The organism is Arthrobacter sp. LjRoot78, assembly GCF_964254335.1.
GTDB lineage: Bacteria > Actinomycetota > Actinomycetes > Actinomycetales > Micrococcaceae > Arthrobacter.
Map to the genome: position 1 here is coordinate 1,257,944 of NZ_CAXUTG020000001.1, position 22,368 is coordinate 1,280,311.

The following is a 22,368-nucleotide window of genomic DNA, read 5'->3' on the forward strand; positions in this document are numbered from 1 at the left end:
CCGGTTGGTCATTGACTTCCGGGCGGTGGCGCTTTTCGTTGGGCGTCAGCTTTTCCGAGGAGCGCCGCCCGCTCCGCCAAGGGCTGCAGGCACTAGGCTGGTGCTGCAGCCACATATCCCGTCCGGGCACATTTTCCGGACGCTTCGAGATTGGTCAGAGTTTTGAAACTTGAACTCAGAGGGATCACCAAACGCTTCGGCTCCCTTATTGCCAACGATCACATCGATGTGGTTGTTGAACCCGGGCAAATTCATTGCCTGCTTGGTGAAAACGGCGCTGGCAAGTCCACGCTGATGAATGTCCTCTACGGACTTTACGAGCCCAGTGAGGGCGAAATCCTGGTGGATGGCAAGGCCGTCACTTTCCGCGGCCCGGGCGATGCCATGGCTGCCGGCATCGGCATGGTGCACCAGCACTTCATGCTGGTTCCCGTGTTTACTGTTGCGGAGAACGTGGCGCTCGGCGCCGAAACCACCAAAGCCGGCGGCTTCCTCAACCTGGACGACACCCGCCGGAAGATCAAGGAAATCTCCGACAAATACGGTTTCGACGTCGACCCCGACGCCCTGATCGAGGACCTCCCCGTGGGCGTCCAGCAGCGCGTGGAAATCATCAAGGCACTGGTCCGTGATGCAAAGGTGCTCATCCTCGATGAACCCACCGCCGTGCTGACACCGCAGGACACCGACGAACTCCTGGACATCATGCGCCAGCTGAAAAGCAACGGCACCTCGATCGTCTTCATCTCGCACAAACTTCGCGAAGTGAAGGCTGTTTCCGACACCATCACGGTCATCCGCCGCGGCAAAGTGGTGGGCACTGCGGATCCCGGCGCGTCCACCACCGAGCTTGCCTCCATGATGGTGGGCCGCGCAGTGAACCTGACCCTGGACAAGGCCCCGGCGAAGCCGCAGGAAACCACGTTCCAGGTCAAGGACCTCACCGTGATCGCCCCCACCGGCCAGCATGTGGTGGACGGCATCAGTTTCGACATCGCCCGCGGCGAAATCCTCGCCGTGGCAGGTGTGCAGGGCAACGGCCAGACAGAACTCACCGAAGCCATCCTTGGCCTGCAGGAACGCTGCCACGGATCAATCCTGCTGGACGGCGAGGAGCTCCTGGGCCACAGCGTCAAGGAAGTACTCCGGGCCGGCGTCGGCTTCGTTCCGGAAGACCGGACCGTTGACGGGCTGATCGGCACCTTCTCCATCGCGGAGAACCTGGTCCTGGACCTTTACGACCAGGCTCCCTACGCCAAGGGCATCAGCATGAGCCCGGCCAGGATCCTGGAAAACGCCAAGTCCCGGATCGACGAGTTCGACGTCAGGACACCTTCCGGGTCACTGGCCGCGGGAACGCTTTCCGGCGGGAACCAGCAGAAAGTGGTCATGGCCCGGGAGTTGTCCCGGCCGCTGCGGCTGTTCATCGCCTCCCAGCCCACCCGCGGCGTGGATGTGGGATCCATCGAGTTCCTGCATAAACGCATCGTGGCCGAACGCGACCGGGGCACTCCGGTCATGATTGTGTCCACCGAACTCGATGAAGTGATCGAACTCGCGGACCGAATCGCCGTGCTCTACAAAGGCAAGCTGGTGGGCATCGTGCCCGCAGGCACCGGCCGCGACGTCCTGGGCCTGATGATGGCGGGGCTTTCCCCGGAAAGCGCCCACGCGGACACCGCCCACGCGCCCGTACAGACTTCCACCTCCGGTGCCGAAGGAGGCGACCATGAGTGAACAGGACCAGCCCAAGCACGTGGCTGACGAAAATACAACGGAAAGCCCGGCCACCCGGGCACCGGAACGCCGGGCACCGGAAAGCCGGGCAACGGAAGACACTGCACCGGAAACCGCTGCACCCGGACCCAAGACGCCGGCCGAAGACGTAGCAGCTGCGACCGCACTGGACACAGCCGGCGGCGCGATGCAGCCCTCGGCAGTTCCCGTCTCGGCCCAGAGCGGCGTTGTTCCTGGCGGTGCGGACACGTTGGTCCGGCGGATCTTTACCGGCAGCGGCATCGTGTCGGTGCTCGCCGTCCTGCTTGCCCTGATCCTCGGCGGACTCCTCATCGCCAGCACGGACAAGCAGGTGGGCGCCACCGCGAGCTACCTCTTTGCCCGCCCCTCGGACTTCCTCTCGGCCGTCTGGACTGCCGCGACCCGTTCGTATGTCGCGCTGTTCCAAGGCTCGGTGTTCAACCCCCGCGGCTCCAGCGTCGCTGTGCAGTTTGCTCCGCTGATGGAAACCCTCACCATCGCCACTCCGCTGATCACGGCCGGCCTCGGCGTCGCACTGGCATTCCGCGCGGGCCTGTTCAACATCGGTGCACAGGGACAGATCATCATGGCCGGCATCCTCGCCGCCTGGGTCGGCTTCGCGCTGCACCTGCCGCTGGGCCTGCACCTGCTGCTGGTCCTCATTGCCGGCATCGTGGGCGGTGCCCTCTGGGGCGGACTCGTGGGCCTGCTGAAGGCCCGCACCGGCGCCCACGAGGTCATCCTGACCATCATGTTCAACTACATCGCCCTGTACTTCCTGCGCTACCTCCTGAACACGCCAGCCTTCCAGCGGCCGGGGGAGTCCAACCCCATCTCGCCGATCCTGGATCCCAGCGCCGTTTATCCGCAGATCCTCGGTACGCAGTACAGGCTCCACCTGGGCTTTCTCCTGGCCATCGCCGCCACCGTTTTTGTCTGGTGGCTGCTCAACCGCTCCACCGTCGGCTTTGAATTCCGCGCAGTCGGGGCCAACCCCAAAGCGGCTCTGACTGCGGGCATCAACGTGCCCCGGGCCACGGTCCTGGTCATGGCGATCGCCGGTGCCCTTGCCGGCATGTCAGGCGTGGCGCAGGTCGCGGGAACCGAAAAGGTCCTCACCGACGGCGTTGCGGCGACCTACGGTTTCGATGCCATCACCGTTGCACTCCTGGGACGTTCGACGCCGTGGGGCACCTTCGCTGCCGGGCTTCTGTTCGGCGCCTTCCGCGCCGGGGCGGTGCAGATGCAGATCCAGACAGGAACCCCGATCGACATTGTGCTCGTGGTCCAGTCCCTGATCGTTCTGTTCATCGCGGCTCCGCCGCTGGTGCGTGCCCTCTTCGGGCTCAATCCCCGCAAGAAGAAGGCCGCAACGGCCGGTAAGTCCAAGAAGGCAGCCACCACCGGAGGTGCAGCATGAGCACAACAGCAACATCGCCCGTTCCGGGAAAGCCGCAGCAGGGAAAACCGCAGCCGGGAACACCGGAGTCGGCCAGCGAGAAAGCCCCCGCCATTTCGGCAAAGCCCGTGACCTGGAAGGTGCCGGTCCTGCTTGCCGTGCTCGGCGTCGTCGCCTTCATCTTCTTCGGTGTCATGGGACCCAACCAGACGGCCAGGTTCGGGATCTCCTCAAGCGGCGACTTCTTCCAGCTTCCGGCCATCGAAGTGCCCGCCTTCCTAGGCGGAATCGTCCTGTCGGTCCTGATGCTGGGCCTGGCCGGTTATGCCGTGTACCTCAAGACGCGGAACGAGGCCTCTCCCGGCTGGCTGCCCATCGTCTTTATCGTGCTCTTCGTGGCAGCGTTCCTGATCTGGGTGGTGGGCGGCGCCCGCACGCCGAGCATCTCGCTTGCCGGGCTCATCGCCGGTTCCGTGACCCTCGCGGTCCCTCTCGTGTTCGGCTCCCTTTCCGGTGTTCTTTGCGAACGCGTCGGCGTCGTCAATATCGCCATTGAGGGCCAGCTGCTCGGCGGTGCATTCACCGCCGCAATGGTGGCCACGCTGACCAAGAGCCCCCTCGTCGGGCTGCTGGCAGCGGCAGTGGCCGGCGCTGTTGTCTCCATGGTGCTGGCAGTCTTCAGCATCAAATACCTGGTCAACCAGATCATCGTGGGCGTGGTGCTCAACGTCCTGGTCTCCGGCCTGACAGGCTTCCTCTTCAGCACGGTGATGCAGGCCGACAAGGCCCAGTTCAACTCGCCGGGCCGGCTGCCCATCATCGACATCCCCGTACTGTCCAGCATCCCGGTGATCGGCCCCATCCTCTTTAAGCAGTCCGTCGTGGGGTACCTGATGTACATTGCGGTCATCGTGGTGTGGATCGGCCTCTTCAAGACGAAGTGGGGCCTGCGGGTCCGGGCTGTCGGGGAACACCCGCAGGCGGCGGACACCATGGGCATCAAGGTCAACGCCACCCGCTTCTGGAACGTCACCCTCGGCGGTGCAGTTGCAGGCATTGGCGGTTCCTTCTTCACCCTGGTGGCCATCGACAGTTTCACCAAGGAGATTTCGGGCGGACGCGGCTTTATCGCGCTTGCCGCGTTGATCTTCGGCCGGTGGAACCCGATCGGTGCCTTCTTCGCCGCGCTGCTGTTCGGCTTCGCGGACAACCTGCAGAGCATCGTGACCATCATCGGCACGCCCGTTCCGAGCCAGTTCATGGCCATGCTGCCGTACCTGGTGACGGTGCTTGCCGTGGCCGGACTCGTGGGCCGCTCCAGGCCTCCGGCCGCCAGCGGCATACCGTACGTCAAGGGTTGATGGCGGTGGAACGCAACGCGGTGGACTGGACGGCGCTCGAAGCAGCCGCCGTTTCCGCCATGAAGAACGCGTATGCGCCGTATTCGAAGTTCGCGGTGGGGGCGGCTGCCCTCACGGCGGACGGCCGGATCGTCAGCGGCTGCAACGTGGAAAACGCCAGCTACGGACTGACACTGTGCGCCGAATGCGCCCTCGTGGGCAACCTGCACATGACCGGCGGTGGCAAGCTGCGCGCCTTCTACTGCGTGGACGCCGGCGGCAACGTCCTGATGCCGTGCGGGCGCTGCCGCCAGCTGCTGTACGAATTCCGGGCGCCCGACATGGAACTCATGACCACGCAGGGAATCAAGACAATGGACCAGGTGCTACCCGATGCCTTTGGTCCCCAACACCTGGAGGAACCCCGGTGACACACACCCCAAGCAACACTGAAGCGTTCGACGCTGTCGACATCATCCGCATCAAGCGGGACAAGGGCGTCCTGAGCCCGGCCCAGATCGACTGGACTATCGACGCCTACACCCGGGGCGCCATTGCCGACGAGCAGATGGCTGCCTTGAACATGGCCATCCTGCTCAACGGCATGGACCGCGCGGAAATTTCGCGGTGGACCGCTGCGATGATCGCCTCCGGCGAACGGATGGACTTCTCCGCCCTGCGGCGCCCCGACGGCGGCGTGAAGCCGACGTCGGACAAGCACTCCACCGGGGGAGTGGGGGACAAGATCACGCTCCCGCTGGCACCGCTGGTGGCTGTCTTCGGCGTGGCCGTTCCGCAGCTCTCCGGGCGGGGACTCGGCCACACGGGCGGCACCCTGGACAAGCTGGAATCGATCCCGGGTTGGCGGGCAGCACTCAGCAACGACGAAATGATGGCCCAGCTGCAGGACGTAGGGGCCGTGATCTGCGCCGCCGGCGCGGGTCTGGCGCCCGCGGACAAGAAGCTCTATGCTCTGCGTGACGTCACGGGAACGGTGGAGGCGATCCCGCTAATTGCGTCCTCCATCATGAGCAAGAAAATCGCCGAAGGCACCGGCTCGCTGGTCCTGGACGTCAAGGTGGGAAGCGGTGCCTTCATGAAGGACGAGGCCCGCGCCCGGGAACTGGCCGAGACCATGGTGGCCCTGGGCAAGGACGCCGGCGTCAACACGGTGGCCCTGCTGACGAACATGGACACGCCCCTGGGCCTCACCGCCGGCAACGCCATCGAGGTGGAGGAATCCGTCGAGGTGCTGGCCGGCGGCGGCCCGGAAGACGTCGTCGAACTGACGGTCCGGCTGGCCGAGGAAATGCTGGCCTGCGCCGGAGTCCACGATGCAGACCCCCGCGCGGCGCTCAAGGACGGCCGGGCCATGGACGTGTGGAACCGCATGATCGAGGCGCAGGGCGGGGATCCCCGGGCCAAGCTCCCCGTTGCCAGGGAATCCGAAGTCATCTACGCTCCGGCCGACGGTGTCCTCGTAGAGCTCGATGCCCTGGCGGTGGGCGTTGCCGCCTGGCGGCTGGGTGCAGGCCGCGCGCGCAAGGAGGACCAGGTCCAGGCCGGCGCGGGCGTCAGGCTGCACGCCAAGCCCGGTGCCGTGGTCCGTGCCGGAGAACCCCTGATGACGCTGCTGACAGACACACCGGAGAAATTCGGCCGCGCCAAAGAGGCCCTTGAAGGGGCCGTTGTGGTTGCGCCGGAGGGCTCCCGGCCGGCGCAGAAGCTCATCATCGACCGCATCGCCTGATCCCGTGACTCTTCCCGGCCGGCTCCCTTCGGGGGCGCCACCGCCCGCCCGCAGACCGGCCGGGGAGAAAACGGGCGGCCCCGGCCGTTAGGAAACTGTGCAGGCTATCAACGACTTCATTCTCGCGGCGGCGGGGCAGCCCTGGGTGCTCTTCCTGGTGCTGGCTTGCTGCGTGATCGACGGGTTCTTCCCGCCGATCCCCAGCGAGTCGGTAGTCGTTGGCCTGGCGGCCGTGGCAGCGACCGCGGACGTCCCCAATCCGTGGCTGCTGATGCTCGTGGCCGCGCTGGGTGCGTTCAGCGGCGACAACATCGCCTACCTGATCGGTCGCAAGGTGGGTACCCGCAGGTGGGGGTGGATGCGCGGGCCGCGAATGCAGACCGCCTTCGACTGGGCCGGGAATGAACTGAGGAAACGGCCGGCGTCCCTGGTACTCGTGGCCCGCTTCGTCCCGATCGGACGGGTTGCCGTCAACCTGACGGCCGGTGCCACCCGCTTCGCGCACCTGCGTTTCGTGGGCTTGACAGTATTGTCCGCAGCCCTGTGGTCCTCGTATTCAGTATCCATCGGCCTGTTCTTCGGGCAGTGGTTCGAAGACAACCACCTGCTGGGCGCCACCATCGCCATCGTCTGCGCGATCCTGCTCGGCATCATCGTGGACATCCTGATCAGCCGCCTCCGCGGCCGGCTGCCTGAGGAACCCGCGGAAGAATCAGCGGCAGGCCCCTGACCTGCCGTGGGGGCCGCCCTGCACACCGCCGGGAGACACATGACGGCGGGTGAGCTTTCGCGGCTCTAGCGTAGCGGATTATGCCGCTGCCATGGGACACTAATAGCGATTTCCGTCACTTCATAGGAGCAGGGCCCCGCGTGGAATTTATCAATGAGGCAGTGCTCCATGCCGCAGGCCAATGGTGGATTTATCCCATCCTGCTGGTGTTCTTTTTTGTGGACGGTTTTGCGATGGTTGTCCCCAGCGAAACACTCATCGTGGCCCTTGCGGCGTTTTCACGCCAAAGCGGTGAACCCAATCTCTGGATCCTCGGCGCCACCGCCCTGGTCGGTGCCATCGCCGGAGACAACATGGCCTACATGCTCGGCCGGAAGATCGGGCTTGAACGCTGGCGCTGGATGCGGAAGCCCAAGGTTCAAAAGGTCTTTGCCTGGGCCCACTACGAGTTGGAGAAGCGCGGCGCCGTCCTGATCTTCACGGCCCGGTACATCCCGTGGGGCCGCGTGGCGGTCAACTACGTTGCCGGCACCACCGCTTTCCCGCACCGCAGGTTCTTCGTCCTGGATGCCTGTGCCTGTGTCACATGGGTGGGTTACTCAATCGGGATCGGCCTGCTCGCCAGCTCCTTCCCGTTGCTGCATGACAACCCGCTGCTCGGGGCCGGCATTGCCGTGGTGTTCGCCATCATCCTCGGCATCATCATCGACCACCTGCTGCGCTGGTGGCACAAGCGGCTGGGCCGCCACGATCATGTTGCATCCGGCCAGGAATCCAGTGAGGAATCAGCGGCAGAACAGGGTGCACGTGCTGAGCGGGAGGCGGTGGTGGAGATCGCGCCGTTGGCCGTTCCCGCCGTCGTCGAAGTGGAAACGCGCCGCTGAACCGGGGCCGCCGCTAAAGCCGCCGCTTTCCGGGTGGCGCCGGACGCCGTCCGACCCTAAGGTTGGTACGTGACTGAGCCTATTCTTGACGCTGCCCCTGCCATCGACTTCGACCTCAAGAGCCTCCCCAAGGTATCCCTGCACGACCACCTGGACGGCGGCCTGCGCCCGGCCACCATCATCGAACTGGCGGAAGCCGTGGGACACACCCTGCCTTCCACCGATCCCGTGGCGCTGGGGGAGTGGTTCCGCGAATCCGCAGACTCCGGCTCCCTGGTCCGCTACCTCGAAACGTTTGACCACACGATCGCCGTGATGCAGACCAAAGAGGGCCTCTTCCGCGTGGCCAAGGAATTCGTGGAAGACCTTGCCGACGACGGCGTCGTGTACGGCGAAGTCCGCTGGGCACCGGAGCAGCACCTGCAGAAGGGCCTGACGCTGGACGAAGTGGTCGAGGCCATCCAGGAAGGGCTCGACGCCGGCGTGGACGCCGTCGCCGAAACCGGCCGGGAGATCCAGGTGGGCCAGCTCATCACGGCCATGCGCCACGCTGACCGCGGCCAGGAAATTGCCGAACTGGCCGTCCGCCACCGCAACAACGGGGCCGTGGGCTTCGACATCGCCGGAGCAGAGGACGGGTTCCTGCCGTCCCGCTTCCGTGATGCGTTCACATACCTCGCCCAGCACAATTTCCCCGCCACGGTCCACGCAGGCGAAGCAGCAGGCCTGGAAAGCATCCAGTCTGCCCTCGTTGACGGCCGGGCGCTGCGCCTCGGCCACGGCGTGCGCATCGCCGAGGACATCACCGTTGAGTTCGACGACGAAGACGCTGACGCAGAGACCGACGAAGCCGATGCCAACATCGGCATGGTCACCCTCGGCGAGCTCTCCAGCTGGATCCGCGACCGCGGCATCGCCCTGGAAATCTGCCCGTCCTCCAACCTCCAGACCGGCGCTATCTCCGGCTTCGGCGAAGGCATCGAAAGCCACCCGCTGGACATGCTGTACCAGCTTGGCTTCAACGTCACCATTAACACCGACAACCGCCTGATGAGCGGGGTGACGCTCACCGACGAATTCGAACTGCTCGTGGAGACGTTCGACTACGACCTGGACGACATCCTCGAGCTGACGCTCAATGCCGCCGAGGCCGCCTTCCTGCCGCTGGAGGAAAAGGAAGCACTCGTTGAGTACATCAACGACGCCTACGCCAATCTTGCCTAAGGAAGATTCCGTCCCGGTTTCCTCCCTGGTGGCCGTGATTGCCGCCCTCCGGGAGCACTGTCCCTGGATGGGGGCGCTGACCCACGAGTCACTGGTGGAGTACCTCCTTGAGGAGGCCTTTGAAGTAGCCGAAACAATCGAAACCGGCGCCGACGAGGCCGAGCTCCGAGGCGAGCTGGGCGACGTCCTGCTCCAGGTGGTGCTGCACGCCCGCCTCGCCGAGGAGCGCGGCAGTTTCGCTTTCGACGACGTTGTCCGTGGCCTCACCGCCAAGATGATCCGCCGGAATCCGCACGTGTTCCGGCCGGACGGTTCGCTCCAGGACACTTTCCCGGCCAGCGTGGAGGAGATCGTCCGGAAATGGGACTCCATCAAGCGGGCCGAGAAACCGGAACGCGGTGATCCTTTCGAGGGAATTCCGCAAGGTCTCCCGGCCTTGGCCCGGGCCCAGAAGTCACTGGACCGGGCGGCAAGGGCGGGGTTTCGACGGGCTCAACCACTTATGGTGGAGCAGGCCAGTCCGGTGGTTGAGGATGTCCACCCGGTGGTTGAGCTGGTCGAAACCCTGGACTCCGAACAGCAACTCGGCGAGCTGCTGCTGGCCGTCGTGGCCGCTGCCCGGACCAGGGGTTTTGACGCCGAACGCGCCCTCCGCGCGGCAGTCCGGCAGTATCAGGACAGCCACCGCCCCATTAACCCAGCTGGGCCACGGACGAGATCATGACGTCCGGGTGCTGGATAGGTTTCCGTAACCTGTACCACTCTCGACTACGCTAGTCCCTGACGAGGACGTCGAGTTTTTCCGCTAGTTTCCCAGTAAATCGCTTCACCATAAGGAGCATATTCATGGCGCTTATCGATGCCATTCACGCCCGCGAGATCCTCGATTCCCGTGGCAACCCGACCGTAGAAGTTGAAGTCCTGCTTTCCGATGGCCAGATCGGCCGCGCAGCAGTGCCCTCCGGCGCCTCCACCGGCGAACACGAGGCCGTGGAACTCCGCGATGGAGACAAGGGCCGCTACCTTGGCAAGGGCGTCCAGAAGGCCGTCGACGCCGTCATCGACCAGATCGCACCGGCACTGACCGGATTCGATGCCACGGACCAGCGCAGCATCGACCAGGCCATGATTGACCTGGACGGGACCCCCAACAAGGGCAAGCTCGGCGCCAACGCCATCCTGGGTGTTTCCCTGGCCGTGGCCAACGCCGCTGCAGCGTCCGCTGACCTGCCGCTGTACAAGTACCTGGGCGGCCCCAACGCGCACGTCCTGCCCGTTCCGCTGATGAACATCCTCAACGGCGGCTCGCACGCCGACTCCGACGTGGACATCCAGGAATTCATGATCGTCCCGATCGGCGCCGAGACCTTCTCCGAGGGCCTGCGCTGGGGTGTCGAGGTCTACCACAACCTCAAGTCCGTCCTGCAGGCCAAGGGCCTCTCCACCGGCCTGGGCGACGAGGGCGGCTTCGCGCCGAACCTTCCGTCCAACCGTGCCGCACTGGACCTGATCCAGGAAGCCATCAAGAACGCCGGCTACACACCGGGCAAGGACATCGCCCTGGCCCTGGACGTCGCCTCCTCCGAGTTCTTCAAGGACGGCGCCTACCAGTTCGAAGGCAAGGCCCTTTCCGCCACCGAGATGAGCGCGTACTACGCCGAGCTCGTGGCCGACTACCCGCTGGTTTCCATCGAGGACCCGCTGGACGAGAACGACTGGGAAGGCTGGAAGACCCTCACCGACAGCATTGGTGACAAGGTCCAGCTCGTGGGCGATGACCTCTTCGTCACCAACCCGTCCATCCTGCAGCGCGGCATCGACACCAAGACCGCGAACTCGCTGCTCGTCAAGGTCAACCAGATCGGTTCCCTGACCGAGACGCTGGACGCCGTGTCGCTGGCCCAGCGTGCCGGTTACACCACCATCACCTCGCACCGCTCCGGCGAAACCGAGGACACCACCATTGCTGACATCTCCGTTGCCACCAACGCGGGACAGATCAAGACCGGCGCCCCGGCCCGCTCCGAGCGAGTCGCCAAGTACAACCAGCTGCTGCGCATCGAAGAGGAACTCGACGACGCCGCACGCTACGCCGGACGCAGCGCTTTCCCGCGTTTCAAGGGCTAGCATCCAAAAAAACAGCTGACCGGTGGCTATGGTTGAAAGACCATGGCCACCGGTTTTTGTTTGTGGTCCGCTTTTGAAGGAGTGTCATGGCCACCCGCCGTCCCAAGGTTCCCAGGGCTACGCCCGCGGCGCGTCAGTCAAAGGACGCCGACGACGGCGCTGACGTCATCCGCGCCGATTTCGGCGCGACGCGGCACGTGCCCGCTGCCGGGGAGGCGAAATCGCCCGCCGCGAACACACCGGCCGGGCGAGCGCCTGCTGCGCAAACGCCCGTGACCAAATCGCCCGCTGCACAAGGAAAGTCCACCACTGCCGGACGGCTGGGGGCTTCGGTCAAGGCCGGGGTTGCCGCCGGCAAACAGGCGGCCCGCCGTCCGGACGGCAGCAGGCAGCCCGGCCAATCCTCGGGTAGCGACGCCAGGGACGGGGCGGATAACCAGGATCCGGTGCCTGCCAAGGCCTTTTCCGGCCGGATGCTGGCGCTGGCCGTCGTCATGATTGCCATCACCATCATGCTGGCCCCCACCGTCAAGATATTCATCGACAAAAGGGCGGAGATCGCAGCACTGGAAGCGGATATCGCGGCACGGAAAGCGGAGCAGGAGGGACTGAAGCTCCAGGTCTCCCGGTGGCAGGACCCGAACTACGTGAAACAGCAGGCCCGAGACCGCATTAACATGGTTATGCCGGGAGAGACCGGCTACTGGGTGTTTGGCAGCGATCTGCCGGCCGGGACCGCCAGTGGCCAGGGCGGCACAGGATCAGCACAGGACCCGGCAAACCTGCCATGGGTGGACTCGCTTTGGGAGTCCATCAGGCGCTCGGCAACAGACTAGAGGCGGTGCCCTCCGCCGGCTTTCCCTCGGGTCAGCCTCCAAGGGCAGGAAGGCGGCCGCGCCAGTGGACCAGCATGCAGTAGGCGACAACGCTCCGGACGGGCACCCGGCAAGAAACGAGGCCTCGACGGTGCCCGGGTACAGCCACCCGTCCGCCCGCGACCTGGACGTCCTGAGCCGCCAGTTGGGGCGTCCCGTGCGCGACGTCGTCGAAATTCCCGCGCGCTGTGTCTGCGGCAACCCCTTGGTCGCGGCGACGTCGCCGCGGCTCAGCAACGGAACCCCGTTCCCCACCACGTTCTACCTGACCCACCCGGTCATCACATCCGCGGTGTCGCGCCTTGAGGCCGCCGGCCTGATGAACCGGATGAACGAACGCCTGGCCGGGGACTCCGGACTCGCCGCCAGCTACCGTGCCGCCCACGATGCGTATCTGGTTTCCCGTGCGGAAATCGGCGAGCGGTCCGGCATCGGCGCCGTGCCCGAGATTGACGGCATCTCCGCCGGCGGCATGCCCACCCGGGTCAAGTGCCTTCATGTCCTGGTGGGCCATTCTCTTGCTGCCGGTCCCGGAGTCAATCCGCTGGGCGATGAAGCACTCGAGGCCATCAGCGAATGGTGGACCGCGGACCGTTGCTACTGCGACGGCGCGTGGGACACCGGCGGAGAAGCGCCCTCACAGGACCTCAGCCGGCACGGGCCGCAGGGCCTGCCCGAGATCGTGGGCCGTCCGGCACCCGTGCGCAACACGCACCGGCACGCTGAAGAGAACTCCGCTGAAGAGCAAACCGACAACTCCACGGAGGCCGCCAAGTGACCCGCGTTGCCGCCATCGACTGCGGAACCAATTCCATCCGGCTCCTGATCGCCGACGTGGCCGGGAACGGGAGCAGCCCGAAGCTGACCGACGTTGTGCGCGAAATGCGTGTGGTCCGGCTGGGCCAGGGCGTGGACGCAACCGGAGAGCTGGCCCAGGAAGCCCTGGACCGGACCTTCGCTGCCACTACCGACTACGCCGCGCTGATCCGCGAACACGGGGCCGGGAAGGTCCGCTTCGTTGCCACCTCCGCCACGCGCGACGCCAGCAACCGGAAGGTATTCGTGGACGGCATCCGCGAGATTCTCGGCGTGGAACCTGAAGTGATTACCGGCGACGAAGAGGCTGCCCTGTCCTTCGCCGGTGCGAGCAGTGTACTTCCGTCCCGCGGCGCCGACCCTGTCCTTGTGGTGGATCTCGGCGGTGGAAGCACCGAATTCGTGCTCGGTGACGCCAACGGCGTCATCGCCGCCAAGTCCGTTGACGTCGGCTGCGTCCGGATGACGGAACGCCACCTCCGCAACGACCCGCCGTCGCCGGAGCAGGTCACTGCGGCGGAAGCCGACGTCGACGCCGCCATCAGCGAGGCGGGACTGGCCGTTCCGCTGGACCGCACCACCGTCGTCGTCGGCGTGGCGGGGTCCGTCACCACCATTACGGCCCACGCGCTCCGGTTGCCGGAATACTCGCCTGCGGCAATCCACGGCGCGGAACTGCCGCTTGAGGCTTTTGGCGAGGCGTGCACGGATCTGCTCGGGATGACCAAGGCCGAACGGGCCGGGCTTCCCTACATGCATCCGGGCCGGGTGGACGTCATCGGTGCCGGCGGATTGGTCTGGCGGCGCGTCCTGGAGCGCCTCGCTGAGGTAACGGAGGGAAGGATCACTTCGGCTGTCGCCAGCGAACACGATATTCTCGACGGAATTGCCCTGAGCATCAGCTAGACGTGGCATCAGCTCATGACTTCGCACGTACAGCCGATTGGACCCGAATGACCAGAGCAACAACCCGCTGGGGCCGGATGGCCTCTGCCGTGACTGCAATTGCCCTGGCCACAGGCAGCCTGGCGACGTCCCTGATCGCTGCACCGGAAGCCCGTGCGGATTCATGGCGGGACAAGCAGTACTGGCTGGCCGAGTCCGGCATCACCAAGGCGTGGGAGGTTTCCAAGGGCGCCAACGTCAAAGTTGCCGTCATCGACAGCGGCGTGGATGCCAAGCACCCCGATCTGAAGGGCGCCGTGGTGGGCGGGAGCGACGCCTCCGGGGCAGGCAGCGCGGACGGGCAGAAGAGCATCGGCTCGAAGCCCGAGCACGGCACGCTGGTGGCTACCATGCTGGCCGGCCGCGGGCACCAGCCGCCGAAGTCCACGGCTAGTCCCGCACCCGGCGCCACTGCTGCACCCGGCCCCGACGGAATCGTAGGCGTGGCTCCGGAAGCGCAGATCCTGTCCGTGTCCACGTGGCTTGGTTCCCAGAACCCCGGCGGGAAGACCGACCAGGAACAGATTCCGGCGGCCGTCCGCTGGGCCGTGGACAACGGCGCGCGCGTGATCAACATTTCGCTGGGCAGCACCTCGCCCGAATGGCCGCAGAGCTGGGACGCAGCATTCCTCTATGCCGAGCAAAAGGACGTGGTCATCGTGGCCGCAGCGGGCAACCGGGTGGGCGGCAACGTCCAGGTCGGAGCGCCGGCAACCATCCCGGGCGTCCTGACCGTGGCGGGCCTGAACCGCGAGGGTGCCGCCAGCATCGATTCGTCCTCCCAAGGCATCAGCATTGGCGTGGCCGCACCGGCCGAAAACCTGATCGGCGGGATGCCGGGGGACGGCTATGCGGAATGGGCCGGCACATCCGGCGCCACACCGATTGTGTCCGGCGTGGCGGCTCTGATCCGTTCCAAGTGGCCGGAGATGACGGCCAGTCAGGTCATCAACAGGATTGTCACCACGGCCAAGGACGCCGGGGCGCCGGGCAAAGACCCCATCTACGGGTTCGGCGTGCTCAACGCGGAAGCCGCGCTAAAGGAGGATGTGCCCGAAACGAAGGTGAATCCGCTGGGTACCGTGGCCGACTGGATCAGGATCCACCGCCGGGGTGAGGCGGCCGCAACCGCCCCCGCCGCAGAGCCCACCGACAGCCCCACCAGCGCGCCTCCCACGCTGCCCGCGGCCACGGTACCGGTGGCTGAGGCGCCGTCCCAGATGGACAGCGCCGTGCCGGCCGTGGTGGTCATCGGCTTCGGACTGCTGTTCGCGGGCATCATCGGGGGCGCCGCATTCCAGCTGCGGCGGGCCACTAGGAACCCCGGAAATGTGCCCGACGAGCCGGAGACCGGAGTGCTGGACAAGGTGGACTCGAACGGAACGTAACGGCGACGATTTAGTTAGTGAAGATTTTCACAAACTACTGTATTCTTGAGTCATGGCAACAACCCCACAGCTCCAGGACCGTCCCAGGGTACTCGTCGTCGGCGGCGGGTACGTCGGCCTGTACGTAGCCCTCAAACTGCAGAACAAGATCGCGAATGCCGGTGGCATCGTCACCGTCGTTGATCCGCTGCCCTACATGACTTACCAGCCCTTCCTGCCGGAAGTTGCCGGCGGAAACATCGAGGCGCGCCACGCTGTCGTCTCGCACCGTCAGCACCTGAAGCAGACGGAACTTATCCAGGGCCGCGTCACCTCGATCGACCATGCCAACCGGACCGCCGTGGTTGCCCCGTCCGACGGCGGACCGAACTTTGAGGTGCCCTACTTCGACGTCGTCATGGCCGCAGGCGCCATCACCCGCACGTTCCCCATCAAGGGCCTGGCGGACAAGGGCATCGGCCTGAAGACCATCGAGGAAGCCGTTGCGCTGCGCAACAAGGTCCTCGAGCGGATTGAAGCCGGTTCCACCATCACCGATCCCGCACAGCGCGCCCGTGCCCTCACCTTCGTGGTGGTTGGCGGCGGCTTCGCCGGCATCGAATGCATCACCGAGATGGAAGACCTCGCCCGTGCGGCGGTCAAGAACAACCCCCGAGTCAAGCAGGAGGAAGTCCGCTTCGTCCTGGTCGAAGCCATGGGCCGCATCATGCCCGAGGTCACGGCCAAGCAGGCCGACTGGGTCGTGGAGCACCTGCGCAGCCGCGGCATCGAGGTCCTGCTGAACACCTCGCTGGACAATGCCGAGGGTTCCCTGAAGCTCATCAACCTTCCGGACAAGACCCCCGCCCAGGAATTCGAGGCGGACACCCTTGTCTGGACTGCCGGTGTGCAGGCGAACCCGATGGTCCGCTCCACCGACTTCCCGCTGGAGCCGCGCGGACGCGTCCGCGTTCTTCCGGACCTGCGCGTCGCAGGCGACGAAGGCATTATTGAGAACGCCTGGGCTGCCGGCGATATCGCCGCCGTTCCGGACCTCACGGGCAGCGGCCTGCCCGACGGTACCTGCGTGCCGAACGCGCAGCACGCCCTTCGCCAGGCCAAGCGCCTCGCGAAGAACCTGTGGGCCTCCCGCTGGGACAAGGAGCTCAAGGACTACAAGCACAAGAACCTGGGCGCCGTTGCCGGCTTCGGCGAATGGAAGGGCGTTGCCAACATCAACGTCCTGGGCCGCATCGGGCTGAAGGGTCCGCTGGCCTGGCTGGCGCACCGTGGTTACCACGGCATGGCCATGCCCACGTTCGAGCGCAAGTTCCGCGTGATTTTCAACTGGATCCTGAGCTTCTTTGTTGGCCGCGACACCACGCAGCTGATCGACCTGGAGAACCCGCGCGGAGCCTTCGTCTCCGCGGCCGCTCCGGCGCCCAAGCCGGCTGCTGCTCCGGCCGCACCGGCGGCTGACAAGCCGGCCGAATCCGGCAGCAACAGCGGTCAGAAGCAGACCGTGTCGGCTGACACCAAGTAGCTGCGCACCTCCGTCAGCGGCGGCCGTTCCCCCGGGGAACGGCCGCCGCTGTTGTTTAATGGCTCAATGACTGGTGAAAAGGACATCCGGACCCTGCTGGCATCCATCCATCCCGTGCTGCGCGAGGGGGAATATGTATATGTCCTGTGGCCGTACGGCCGGCCCCTCGCGCCGGGAATCGAAGCTGCCGTCCGGGAAGCGGAAGGGCTCACGGTAGTGCTGCCCCGGGCCGAAGCGGACAGGCTGGAGCTGCGCTACGACTTTGTAGCCGCCTGGATCACGCTTCAGGTGCATTCGTCGCTTGAAGCCGTCGGACTGACAGCGGCCGTCAGCGCGGCGCTTACCGACGCCCGCATCAGCTGCAACGTCCTCGCCGGGTTCCATCATGACCATCTCCTGGTTCCAGTGGCCGACGCCGACCGCGCTCTGGAAATACTGCACGAACTTGCCGCCCAGAGCTCCGACCAGCCCGCGCCCGCTCCCGCACTCGTCCTGCGTACCGAGCAGCCGGCGGACAGGCCGGCGATCCTGGAACTCACGGCGGCGGCTTTCTCGGTGTCGCCCGCAACGGGGCTGCCCGTGGACGGCGAACCGGTGGAAGTGGGGTTGATGAAGCAGTTGTTCGACTGTGACGAGTACCTGCCTGAGTTCAGCATCGTTGCGGAACAGAACGGCGAAGTCGTGGGCCACGTGATCAGCACCCGGGGCTGGGTGGGGGACCTTGAGCTGCTGGGCCTCGGCCCCATCGGCGTGGTGCCGCGGTTGCAGCGGCACGGCATCGGTTCGGCCCTCATCCAGGAAACCGTGGCCCGCGCGAATGCCGCGGGGGAGAGGGGCATCGCCTTGCTGGGCGGCCCGGAGTACTACTCCCGTTTCGGCTTTGTGCCGTCGGTCTCGCTGGGCATCGACCCTCCGACGGCCGAGTGGAGGGACTCGTTCCAGGTGCTCCCGCTCGCTGTCTGGCCCGGAGGCATCCACGGGACGTTCCGGTACGCCGCGCCCTTTGAGCGGCTCTGACGGGATACCATTGACCGGGCGCCCCAGTAGCCCAATTGGCAGAGGCAGCGGACTTAAAATCCGCGTGTTGTGGGTTCGAGTCCCACCTGGGGTACAACTTTTCTCCTCCACGCCCCGTGGTGTCCCATATGCAACGACTGTTATAAGGATGTGACCATAGTCACTTATGTTCGCGGGGAATTTGCACTAGCTTGAATCTAAATCAGGTACACCTGGTAATTCGCATCAAAGGCCGTTCGCACCTTTCGATCGAGGAGACTCTCAATGATTTCACTCCCCCAGGCGGCGCCGCGTGTCGCTAAGCTGACAGCGCTTAGCATCGGCGTCGCCCTTCTGGCTACGGCTTGTGGCGGCTCGTCCACCCCGAGTTCGACAGGCTCCACCACTCCCGCAGCATCCGGAATTGCCTGCCCGGCGCCGAGCGCCAGCGGCAGTGCCACCACCGGAGCAGGCGCAGGCGGCTCGGTTCCGGCCTCGACCACCACAACCGACACACCCCTCAAGATTGGATCGCTCCTGCCGACAACGGGGTCGCTGGCGTTCCTCGGCCCGCCCGAAATTGCCGGTGTCAACCTTGGCATCAAGGAAGTCAATGACGCAGGGGGCGTACTGGGCAAGCCCGTCGAGGTGATCCACCGCGACTCCGGTGACACCAAGACGGACATCGCCACCCAGTCCACCACGGCGCTGCTTGGCAGCGGTGTCAGCGCCATCATCGGCGCTGCTTCCTCGGGCGTTTCCAAAACCGTCATCAACCAGATCACGGGCGCCGGCGTCATCCAGTTCTCGCCTGCGAACACGTCTCCTGACTTCACCACGTGGGATGACAAGGGCCTCTACTGGCGCACGGCTCCTTCGGATGTGCTGCAGGGCAAGGTGCTCGGCAACTACATGGCTACCTGTGGTGCCCAGACCGTCGGCATGATCGTCCTGAACGACGCCTACGGCACGGGCCTGGCAAAGAACGTCAAGTCTGCGTTCGAAGCCGCCGGCGGCAAGGTCGTTGCCGAGGAGCTCTTCAACGAGGGCGACTCGCAGTTCAGCAGCCAAGTGGACAAGGTCATCGCAGCCAAGCCTGACGCCATTGCCCTGATCACCTTCGACCAGGCCAAGAGCATCGTCCCCCTGATGACCGGCAAGGGCATCAAGGCAACCCAGATGTTCCTGGTGGACGGCAACACGTCGGACTACAGCAAGGACTTCCAAGCGGGCACGCTGAAGGGCGCCCAGGGCACCATCCCGGGCACGTTCGCCAAGGACGACTTCAAGAAGAAGCTGCTGGCCATTGACCCGGCCCTGAAGGACTACAGCTACGCTGGCGAGTCCTACGATGCCGTCAACCTGATTGCACTGGCAGCCGAGGCCGCGAAGAGCACCAAGGGCACCGACGTCGCCAAGCAGCTCAAGGCAGTCTCTGAAGCCGGGGAGAAGTGCACCGACTTCGCATCCTGCGTGACACTGCTCCGCAACGGCAAGGACATCGACTACGACGGCCAGTCCGGTCCGGTGACCTTCTCCGACGCAGGCGACCCCACGGAAGCCTACATCGGCATCTACGAGTACCAGGATGACAACACCTACAAGCCGTCCAAGGAAGAATTCGGCAAGCTGTAAAGCCGACTCAACCTAGATAGCACGAGAGCCCCCGTCCAGCCGGACGGGGGCTTTCTGTTGCCCGGGGAGCGGCTTCGGGGGCCTCCTTCAGCATCCTTCAAGCGCCCCGCGAAGGCAGCACACGGCCCGGGCACGCAGGAGGGCCGCCACCGGACGGTGACGGCCCTCCTGCGGCTCCTGGTGGCGGCTTAGACCTCGTCCGCCAGGGTGCCGAGGTACAGCTGGATCACCTTGGGGTCCTTCATGAGTTCCCGGCCGGTGCCCGTGTAAGCGTCCTTGCCCTGGTCCAGCACATAGGCACGGTCGCAGATCTGCAGGCAACGGCGGGCGTTCTGCTCCACCATGATGACTGAAACGCCGGCCCGGTTGATCTCGTGGACCCGCAGGAAGGTTTCGTCCTGTTTGACGGGGGAGAGGCCTGCCGACGGCTCATCGAGCAGCAGCACAGCGGGTTCCATCATCAGCGCTCGTCCCATCGCCACCATCTGGCGTTCACCGCCGGACAGCGAGCCGGCCCGCTGGGCGCGTCGCTTGCCGAGCTCCGGGAAGAGGCTGGTGACGAAGTCGAACCGTTCCGCGAAATCCTTGGGCCGCTGGAACATGCCCATCTGCATGTTCTCTTCGATGGTCAACGTGGCGAACACGTTGTTGTTCTGCGGGACGAAGCCCACACCCTTGGACACGAGCTTGTTGGCCTTGAGCCCGGTGATGTCCTGGCCCCGGACCACCACGGACCCTGAGTGAACTTTCACCAGGCCGAACATGGCCTTCAGGAGCGTGGACTTGCCGGCGCCGTTGGGCCCGATGATGCCGATCAGTTCACCCTTGCGGGCCTCGATGCTGCAGCCGTTGAGGATGTTCACGCCGGGGAGGTAGCCCGCCACCAGGTCGGTGACCTTGACGACGGATTCGTCCGCTGCAGCTGGTGTGGCGGCCGCGGCAGCACTGGTGGCGCTCATTCGGTGTCCTTCTTCCTGGTTTCGGGCGTCACCGTGTCAGCGTCCGTTTCAGGGGCGATGACGTCGACGGCGATGATGCCGGCGTTCTCGGTGCCCACGATTGACTCCTCGTCGGCCACGAGCTCGGCAGCCAGTTCCTTGATGCCTTCAGCGTCGCCCAGATCCACGTCGTGGTGGGCGCCCAGGTAGGCATCGATCACGGCCGGGTTTTTCATGACCTCAACCGGCGGACCTTCGGCGACGATCTTGCCCTCGGCCATCACCACAACCCAGTCGGCGATGTGGCGCACCATGTTCATGTCGTGCTCGACGAAAAGCACGGTCATGCCTTCCGCCTTGAGGTTCTTGATGTGGTCAAGGAGGGACTGGGTCAGCGCCGGGTTGACGCCGGCCATGGGCTCGTCCAGCATCACAAGCTTGGGCCTGACCATCAGTGACCGCGCCATCTCGAGCAGCTTGCGCTGGCCGCCGGACAACGATGCCGCGTAGTCGTCCTTCTTCGCGTCCAGTTTGAACTTCTCCAGCAGGACGTTCGCCTGTGCTGTGATTTCCTTTTCCCGGCCGCCCCACATGCCCTTGAACAGCGCCTTGGAGAGCCGCTCACCGGGCTGTTCCGAACCGCCCAGCCGCATGTTCTCCATGACGGTCAGTTTGCCCATCACCTTGGTCAGCTGGAAGGTGCGGACCATGCCCATCCGGGCCACTTTGTAGGGGGAGACGCCCGCGAGGCTGTTGCCTTCAAACTGCCACTTGCCGGAGTTCGGCGTGTCAAAGCCGGTCAGCAGGTTGAACAAGGTGGTCTTGCCGGCGCCGTTGGGTCCGATCAGCGCAGTGATTTTGTGCCGGGGGATCTCTAGGTATTCGACGTCGACGGCGTTGATGCCGCCGAAGCTGCGGGTGACGTTTTCGGCGACGACGATCGGATCCCGCTTCTTGCAGCCCGGAGCCGTCTCGCCGGCGGCGATCGGCCGGGTGTCCGTCATGTAATCGATGTTTTCGGTGCTACCCGTGCCTTTTACTGTTGGCACATTATGTTGCTCAGTCATGCGAACGCCAACTCCTTTTTGTTGCCGAAGACGCCCTGGGGCCGGAAGATCATCAGCAGCATCAGGGCGACACCCACCAGGATGTAACGCAGCTGCCCGGCCTGGACCGTGTTCAGCCACGTCACAGCGCCGGATTCAATCAAGCCGTAGAGGATGCCCTGGGTGAGCGAAAGCACCACCCAGAAGATCATGGCGCCCACGACGGGGCCGAGCACCGTTCCGAGGCCGCCCAGCAGCAGGCACGTGTACAGGAAGAACGTCAGTTCAGTGCCGTAGTTGGCCGGCTGGACTGCACCGCGGGGAAGGGTGAAGATCATGCCGGCGAGGGCGCCGAGGACGCCGCCGATGACCAGCGCCTGCATCTTGTAGGCGTAGACGTTCTTGCCCAGCGAGCGGACGGCGTTCTCGTCTTCGCGGATACCCTTGAGGACGCGTCCCCACGGGCTCCGCATCAGGAGCCACACCAGGGTGCAGCAGATGATCACAAGTCCCCAGCCCACAACGCGGATGAAGAAGTCCCTGTTGTTCATGCCGAAGTAGGAACCTTCCGGGAACGGGTTCATGGCATAGAACCCGCCTTCGAAGGCGGCCAGGCCGTTGGCCGACCCGGTGACGGACGTCAGCTGGTTGGTGGTGACGATGTACCGGACGATTTCCGCCGCCGCGATGGTCACGATGGCAAGGTAGTCGGCACGCAGGCGCAGGGTCGGGATACCCAGGAGCAGCGCGAAGATCGCCGAGCAGATGACGGCGATCAGCAGGCCGACGAAGAACGGCACACCGAAAGTCAGCGTGGAGATGGCGAAGCCGTAGGCGCCCACCGCCATGAAGCCGGCCTGCCCGAAGTTCAGCAGGCCCGAGTAGCCGAAGTGAACGGCGAGGCCGAGGGCGGCAAGCGCGTACGCCGCCGTCGTCGGGCTGAACAGTTCACCGGCAGCGCTGGAAAAAATGAATCCCAAGTCCATGGCTGTCTC

The 22,368-nt window shown here is 65.3% G+C and carries 20 protein-coding genes and 1 tRNA gene; 18 read left to right on the forward strand and 3 right to left on the reverse strand.

What is annotated here, in order from left to right:
- Positions 1-162 precede the first annotated feature (162 nt).
- The 18 genes from ACSQ1X_RS05935 to ACSQ1X_RS06020 all read left to right on the forward strand — a co-directional run bounded on the left by ACSQ1X_RS05935 (position 163) and on the right by ACSQ1X_RS06020 (position 19,389).
- Positions 163-1,737 (forward strand): ABC transporter ATP-binding protein, encoded by a 1,575-nt coding sequence (locus ACSQ1X_RS05935; RefSeq protein WP_436057011.1) that lies wholly within the window; start codon positions 163-165, stop codon positions 1,735-1,737.
- Positions 1,730-3,178: an ABC transporter permease gene (locus tag ACSQ1X_RS05940; protein WP_436057012.1), complete on the forward strand. Its 1,449-nt coding sequence runs from the start codon at positions 1,730-1,732 to the stop codon at positions 3,176-3,178. Before ACSQ1X_RS05935 ends, ACSQ1X_RS05940 begins: the two co-directional genes overlap by 8 nt.
- Positions 3,175-4,518: an ABC transporter permease gene (locus tag ACSQ1X_RS05945; protein WP_436057013.1), complete on the forward strand. Its 1,344-nt coding sequence runs from the start codon at positions 3,175-3,177 to the stop codon at positions 4,516-4,518. The genes ACSQ1X_RS05940 and ACSQ1X_RS05945 overlap by 4 nt, the downstream gene beginning before the upstream one ends.
- Positions 4,518-4,928, forward strand: coding sequence for a cytidine deaminase (locus ACSQ1X_RS05950; RefSeq protein WP_436057014.1), 411 nt, complete (start codon positions 4,518-4,520; stop codon positions 4,926-4,928). The genes ACSQ1X_RS05945 and ACSQ1X_RS05950 overlap by 1 nt, the downstream gene beginning before the upstream one ends.
- Complete coding sequence (locus ACSQ1X_RS05955) at positions 4,925-6,247, forward strand: thymidine phosphorylase (protein ID WP_055804140.1); 1,323 nt, start codon at positions 4,925-4,927, stop codon at positions 6,245-6,247. Before ACSQ1X_RS05950 ends, ACSQ1X_RS05955 begins: the two co-directional genes overlap by 4 nt.
- 97 nt (positions 6,248-6,344) lie before the next feature.
- Entirely contained in the window at positions 6,345-6,977 is a 633-nt protein-coding gene (locus ACSQ1X_RS05960) for a DedA family protein (protein ID WP_436057015.1), read from the forward strand.
- 140 nt (positions 6,978-7,117) lie between these two features.
- Entirely contained in the window at positions 7,118-7,861 is a 744-nt protein-coding gene (locus ACSQ1X_RS05965) for a DedA family protein (RefSeq protein WP_436057016.1), read from the forward strand.
- Positions 7,862-7,930: 69 nt separating this feature from the next.
- On the forward strand, positions 7,931-9,085 hold the full coding sequence (locus ACSQ1X_RS05970) for an adenosine deaminase (protein ID WP_436057017.1): 1,155 nt from the start codon (positions 7,931-7,933) through the stop codon (positions 9,083-9,085).
- Between the two features lie 67 nt (positions 9,086-9,152).
- A complete protein-coding gene (locus tag ACSQ1X_RS05975; protein ID WP_436059274.1) occupies positions 9,153-9,809 on the forward strand; it encodes a MazG nucleotide pyrophosphohydrolase domain-containing protein in 657 nt (218 codons plus the stop codon).
- Between the two features lie 122 nt (positions 9,810-9,931).
- On the forward strand, positions 9,932-11,212 hold the full coding sequence (gene eno / locus ACSQ1X_RS05980; protein WP_055804127.1) for a phosphopyruvate hydratase: 1,281 nt from the start codon (positions 9,932-9,934) through the stop codon (positions 11,210-11,212).
- Positions 11,213-11,298: 86 nt separating this feature from the next.
- Complete coding sequence (locus ACSQ1X_RS05985) at positions 11,299-12,048, forward strand: septum formation initiator family protein (protein ID WP_436057018.1); 750 nt, start codon at positions 11,299-11,301, stop codon at positions 12,046-12,048.
- A 130-nt stretch (positions 12,049-12,178) separates the two neighbouring features.
- Complete coding sequence (locus tag ACSQ1X_RS05990) at positions 12,179-12,865, forward strand: DUF501 domain-containing protein (protein WP_436059275.1); 687 nt, start codon at positions 12,179-12,181, stop codon at positions 12,863-12,865.
- Positions 12,862-13,809: a Ppx/GppA phosphatase family protein gene (locus tag ACSQ1X_RS05995; RefSeq protein WP_436057019.1), complete on the forward strand. Its 948-nt coding sequence runs from the start codon at positions 12,862-12,864 to the stop codon at positions 13,807-13,809. The genes ACSQ1X_RS05990 and ACSQ1X_RS05995 overlap by 4 nt, the downstream gene beginning before the upstream one ends.
- A gap of 47 nt (positions 13,810-13,856) precedes the next feature.
- A complete protein-coding gene (locus ACSQ1X_RS06000; RefSeq protein WP_436057020.1) occupies positions 13,857-15,236 on the forward strand; it encodes a S8 family serine peptidase in 1,380 nt (459 codons plus the stop codon).
- Between the two features lie 52 nt (positions 15,237-15,288).
- Positions 15,289-16,758, forward strand: coding sequence for an NAD(P)/FAD-dependent oxidoreductase (locus tag ACSQ1X_RS06005; RefSeq protein WP_436057021.1), 1,470 nt, complete (start codon positions 15,289-15,291; stop codon positions 16,756-16,758).
- A gap of 66 nt (positions 16,759-16,824) precedes the next feature.
- Positions 16,825-17,775: an N-acetyltransferase gene (locus ACSQ1X_RS06010; protein WP_436057022.1), complete on the forward strand. Its 951-nt coding sequence runs from the start codon at positions 16,825-16,827 to the stop codon at positions 17,773-17,775.
- 20 nt (positions 17,776-17,795) lie between these two features.
- Positions 17,796-17,869: transfer RNA gene (locus ACSQ1X_RS06015), tRNA-Leu, on the forward strand.
- 170 nt (positions 17,870-18,039) lie between these two features.
- Complete coding sequence (locus ACSQ1X_RS06020) at positions 18,040-19,389, forward strand: ABC transporter substrate-binding protein (RefSeq protein ID WP_055804108.1); 1,350 nt, start codon at positions 18,040-18,042, stop codon at positions 19,387-19,389.
- Between the two features lie 188 nt (positions 19,390-19,577).
- On the opposite strand, the gene ACSQ1X_RS06025 is transcribed toward ACSQ1X_RS06020, so the two are convergent.
- Genes ACSQ1X_RS06025 through ACSQ1X_RS06035 form a run of 3 tightly spaced genes read right to left on the reverse strand, consistent with a single transcriptional unit; the run spans position 19,578 to position 22,359 of the window.
- Positions 19,578-20,348 carry an ABC transporter ATP-binding protein gene (locus ACSQ1X_RS06025; protein ID WP_055804107.1) on the reverse strand — a complete coding sequence of 257 codons (771 nt, stop codon included), beginning with the start codon at positions 20,346-20,348 and terminating at the stop codon, positions 19,578-19,580.
- Entirely contained in the window at positions 20,345-21,394 is a 1,050-nt protein-coding gene (locus ACSQ1X_RS06030; protein ID WP_436057023.1) for an ABC transporter ATP-binding protein, read from the reverse strand. Before ACSQ1X_RS06030 ends, ACSQ1X_RS06025 begins: the two co-directional genes overlap by 4 nt.
- The gene (locus tag ACSQ1X_RS06035) at positions 21,391-22,359 is read right to left on the reverse strand and encodes a branched-chain amino acid ABC transporter permease (protein ID WP_028270465.1); all 969 of its coding nucleotides are present in this window, start codon (positions 22,357-22,359) and stop codon (positions 21,391-21,393) included. Before ACSQ1X_RS06035 ends, ACSQ1X_RS06030 begins: the two co-directional genes overlap by 4 nt.
- Between the last annotated feature and the right edge of the window lie 9 nt (positions 22,360-22,368).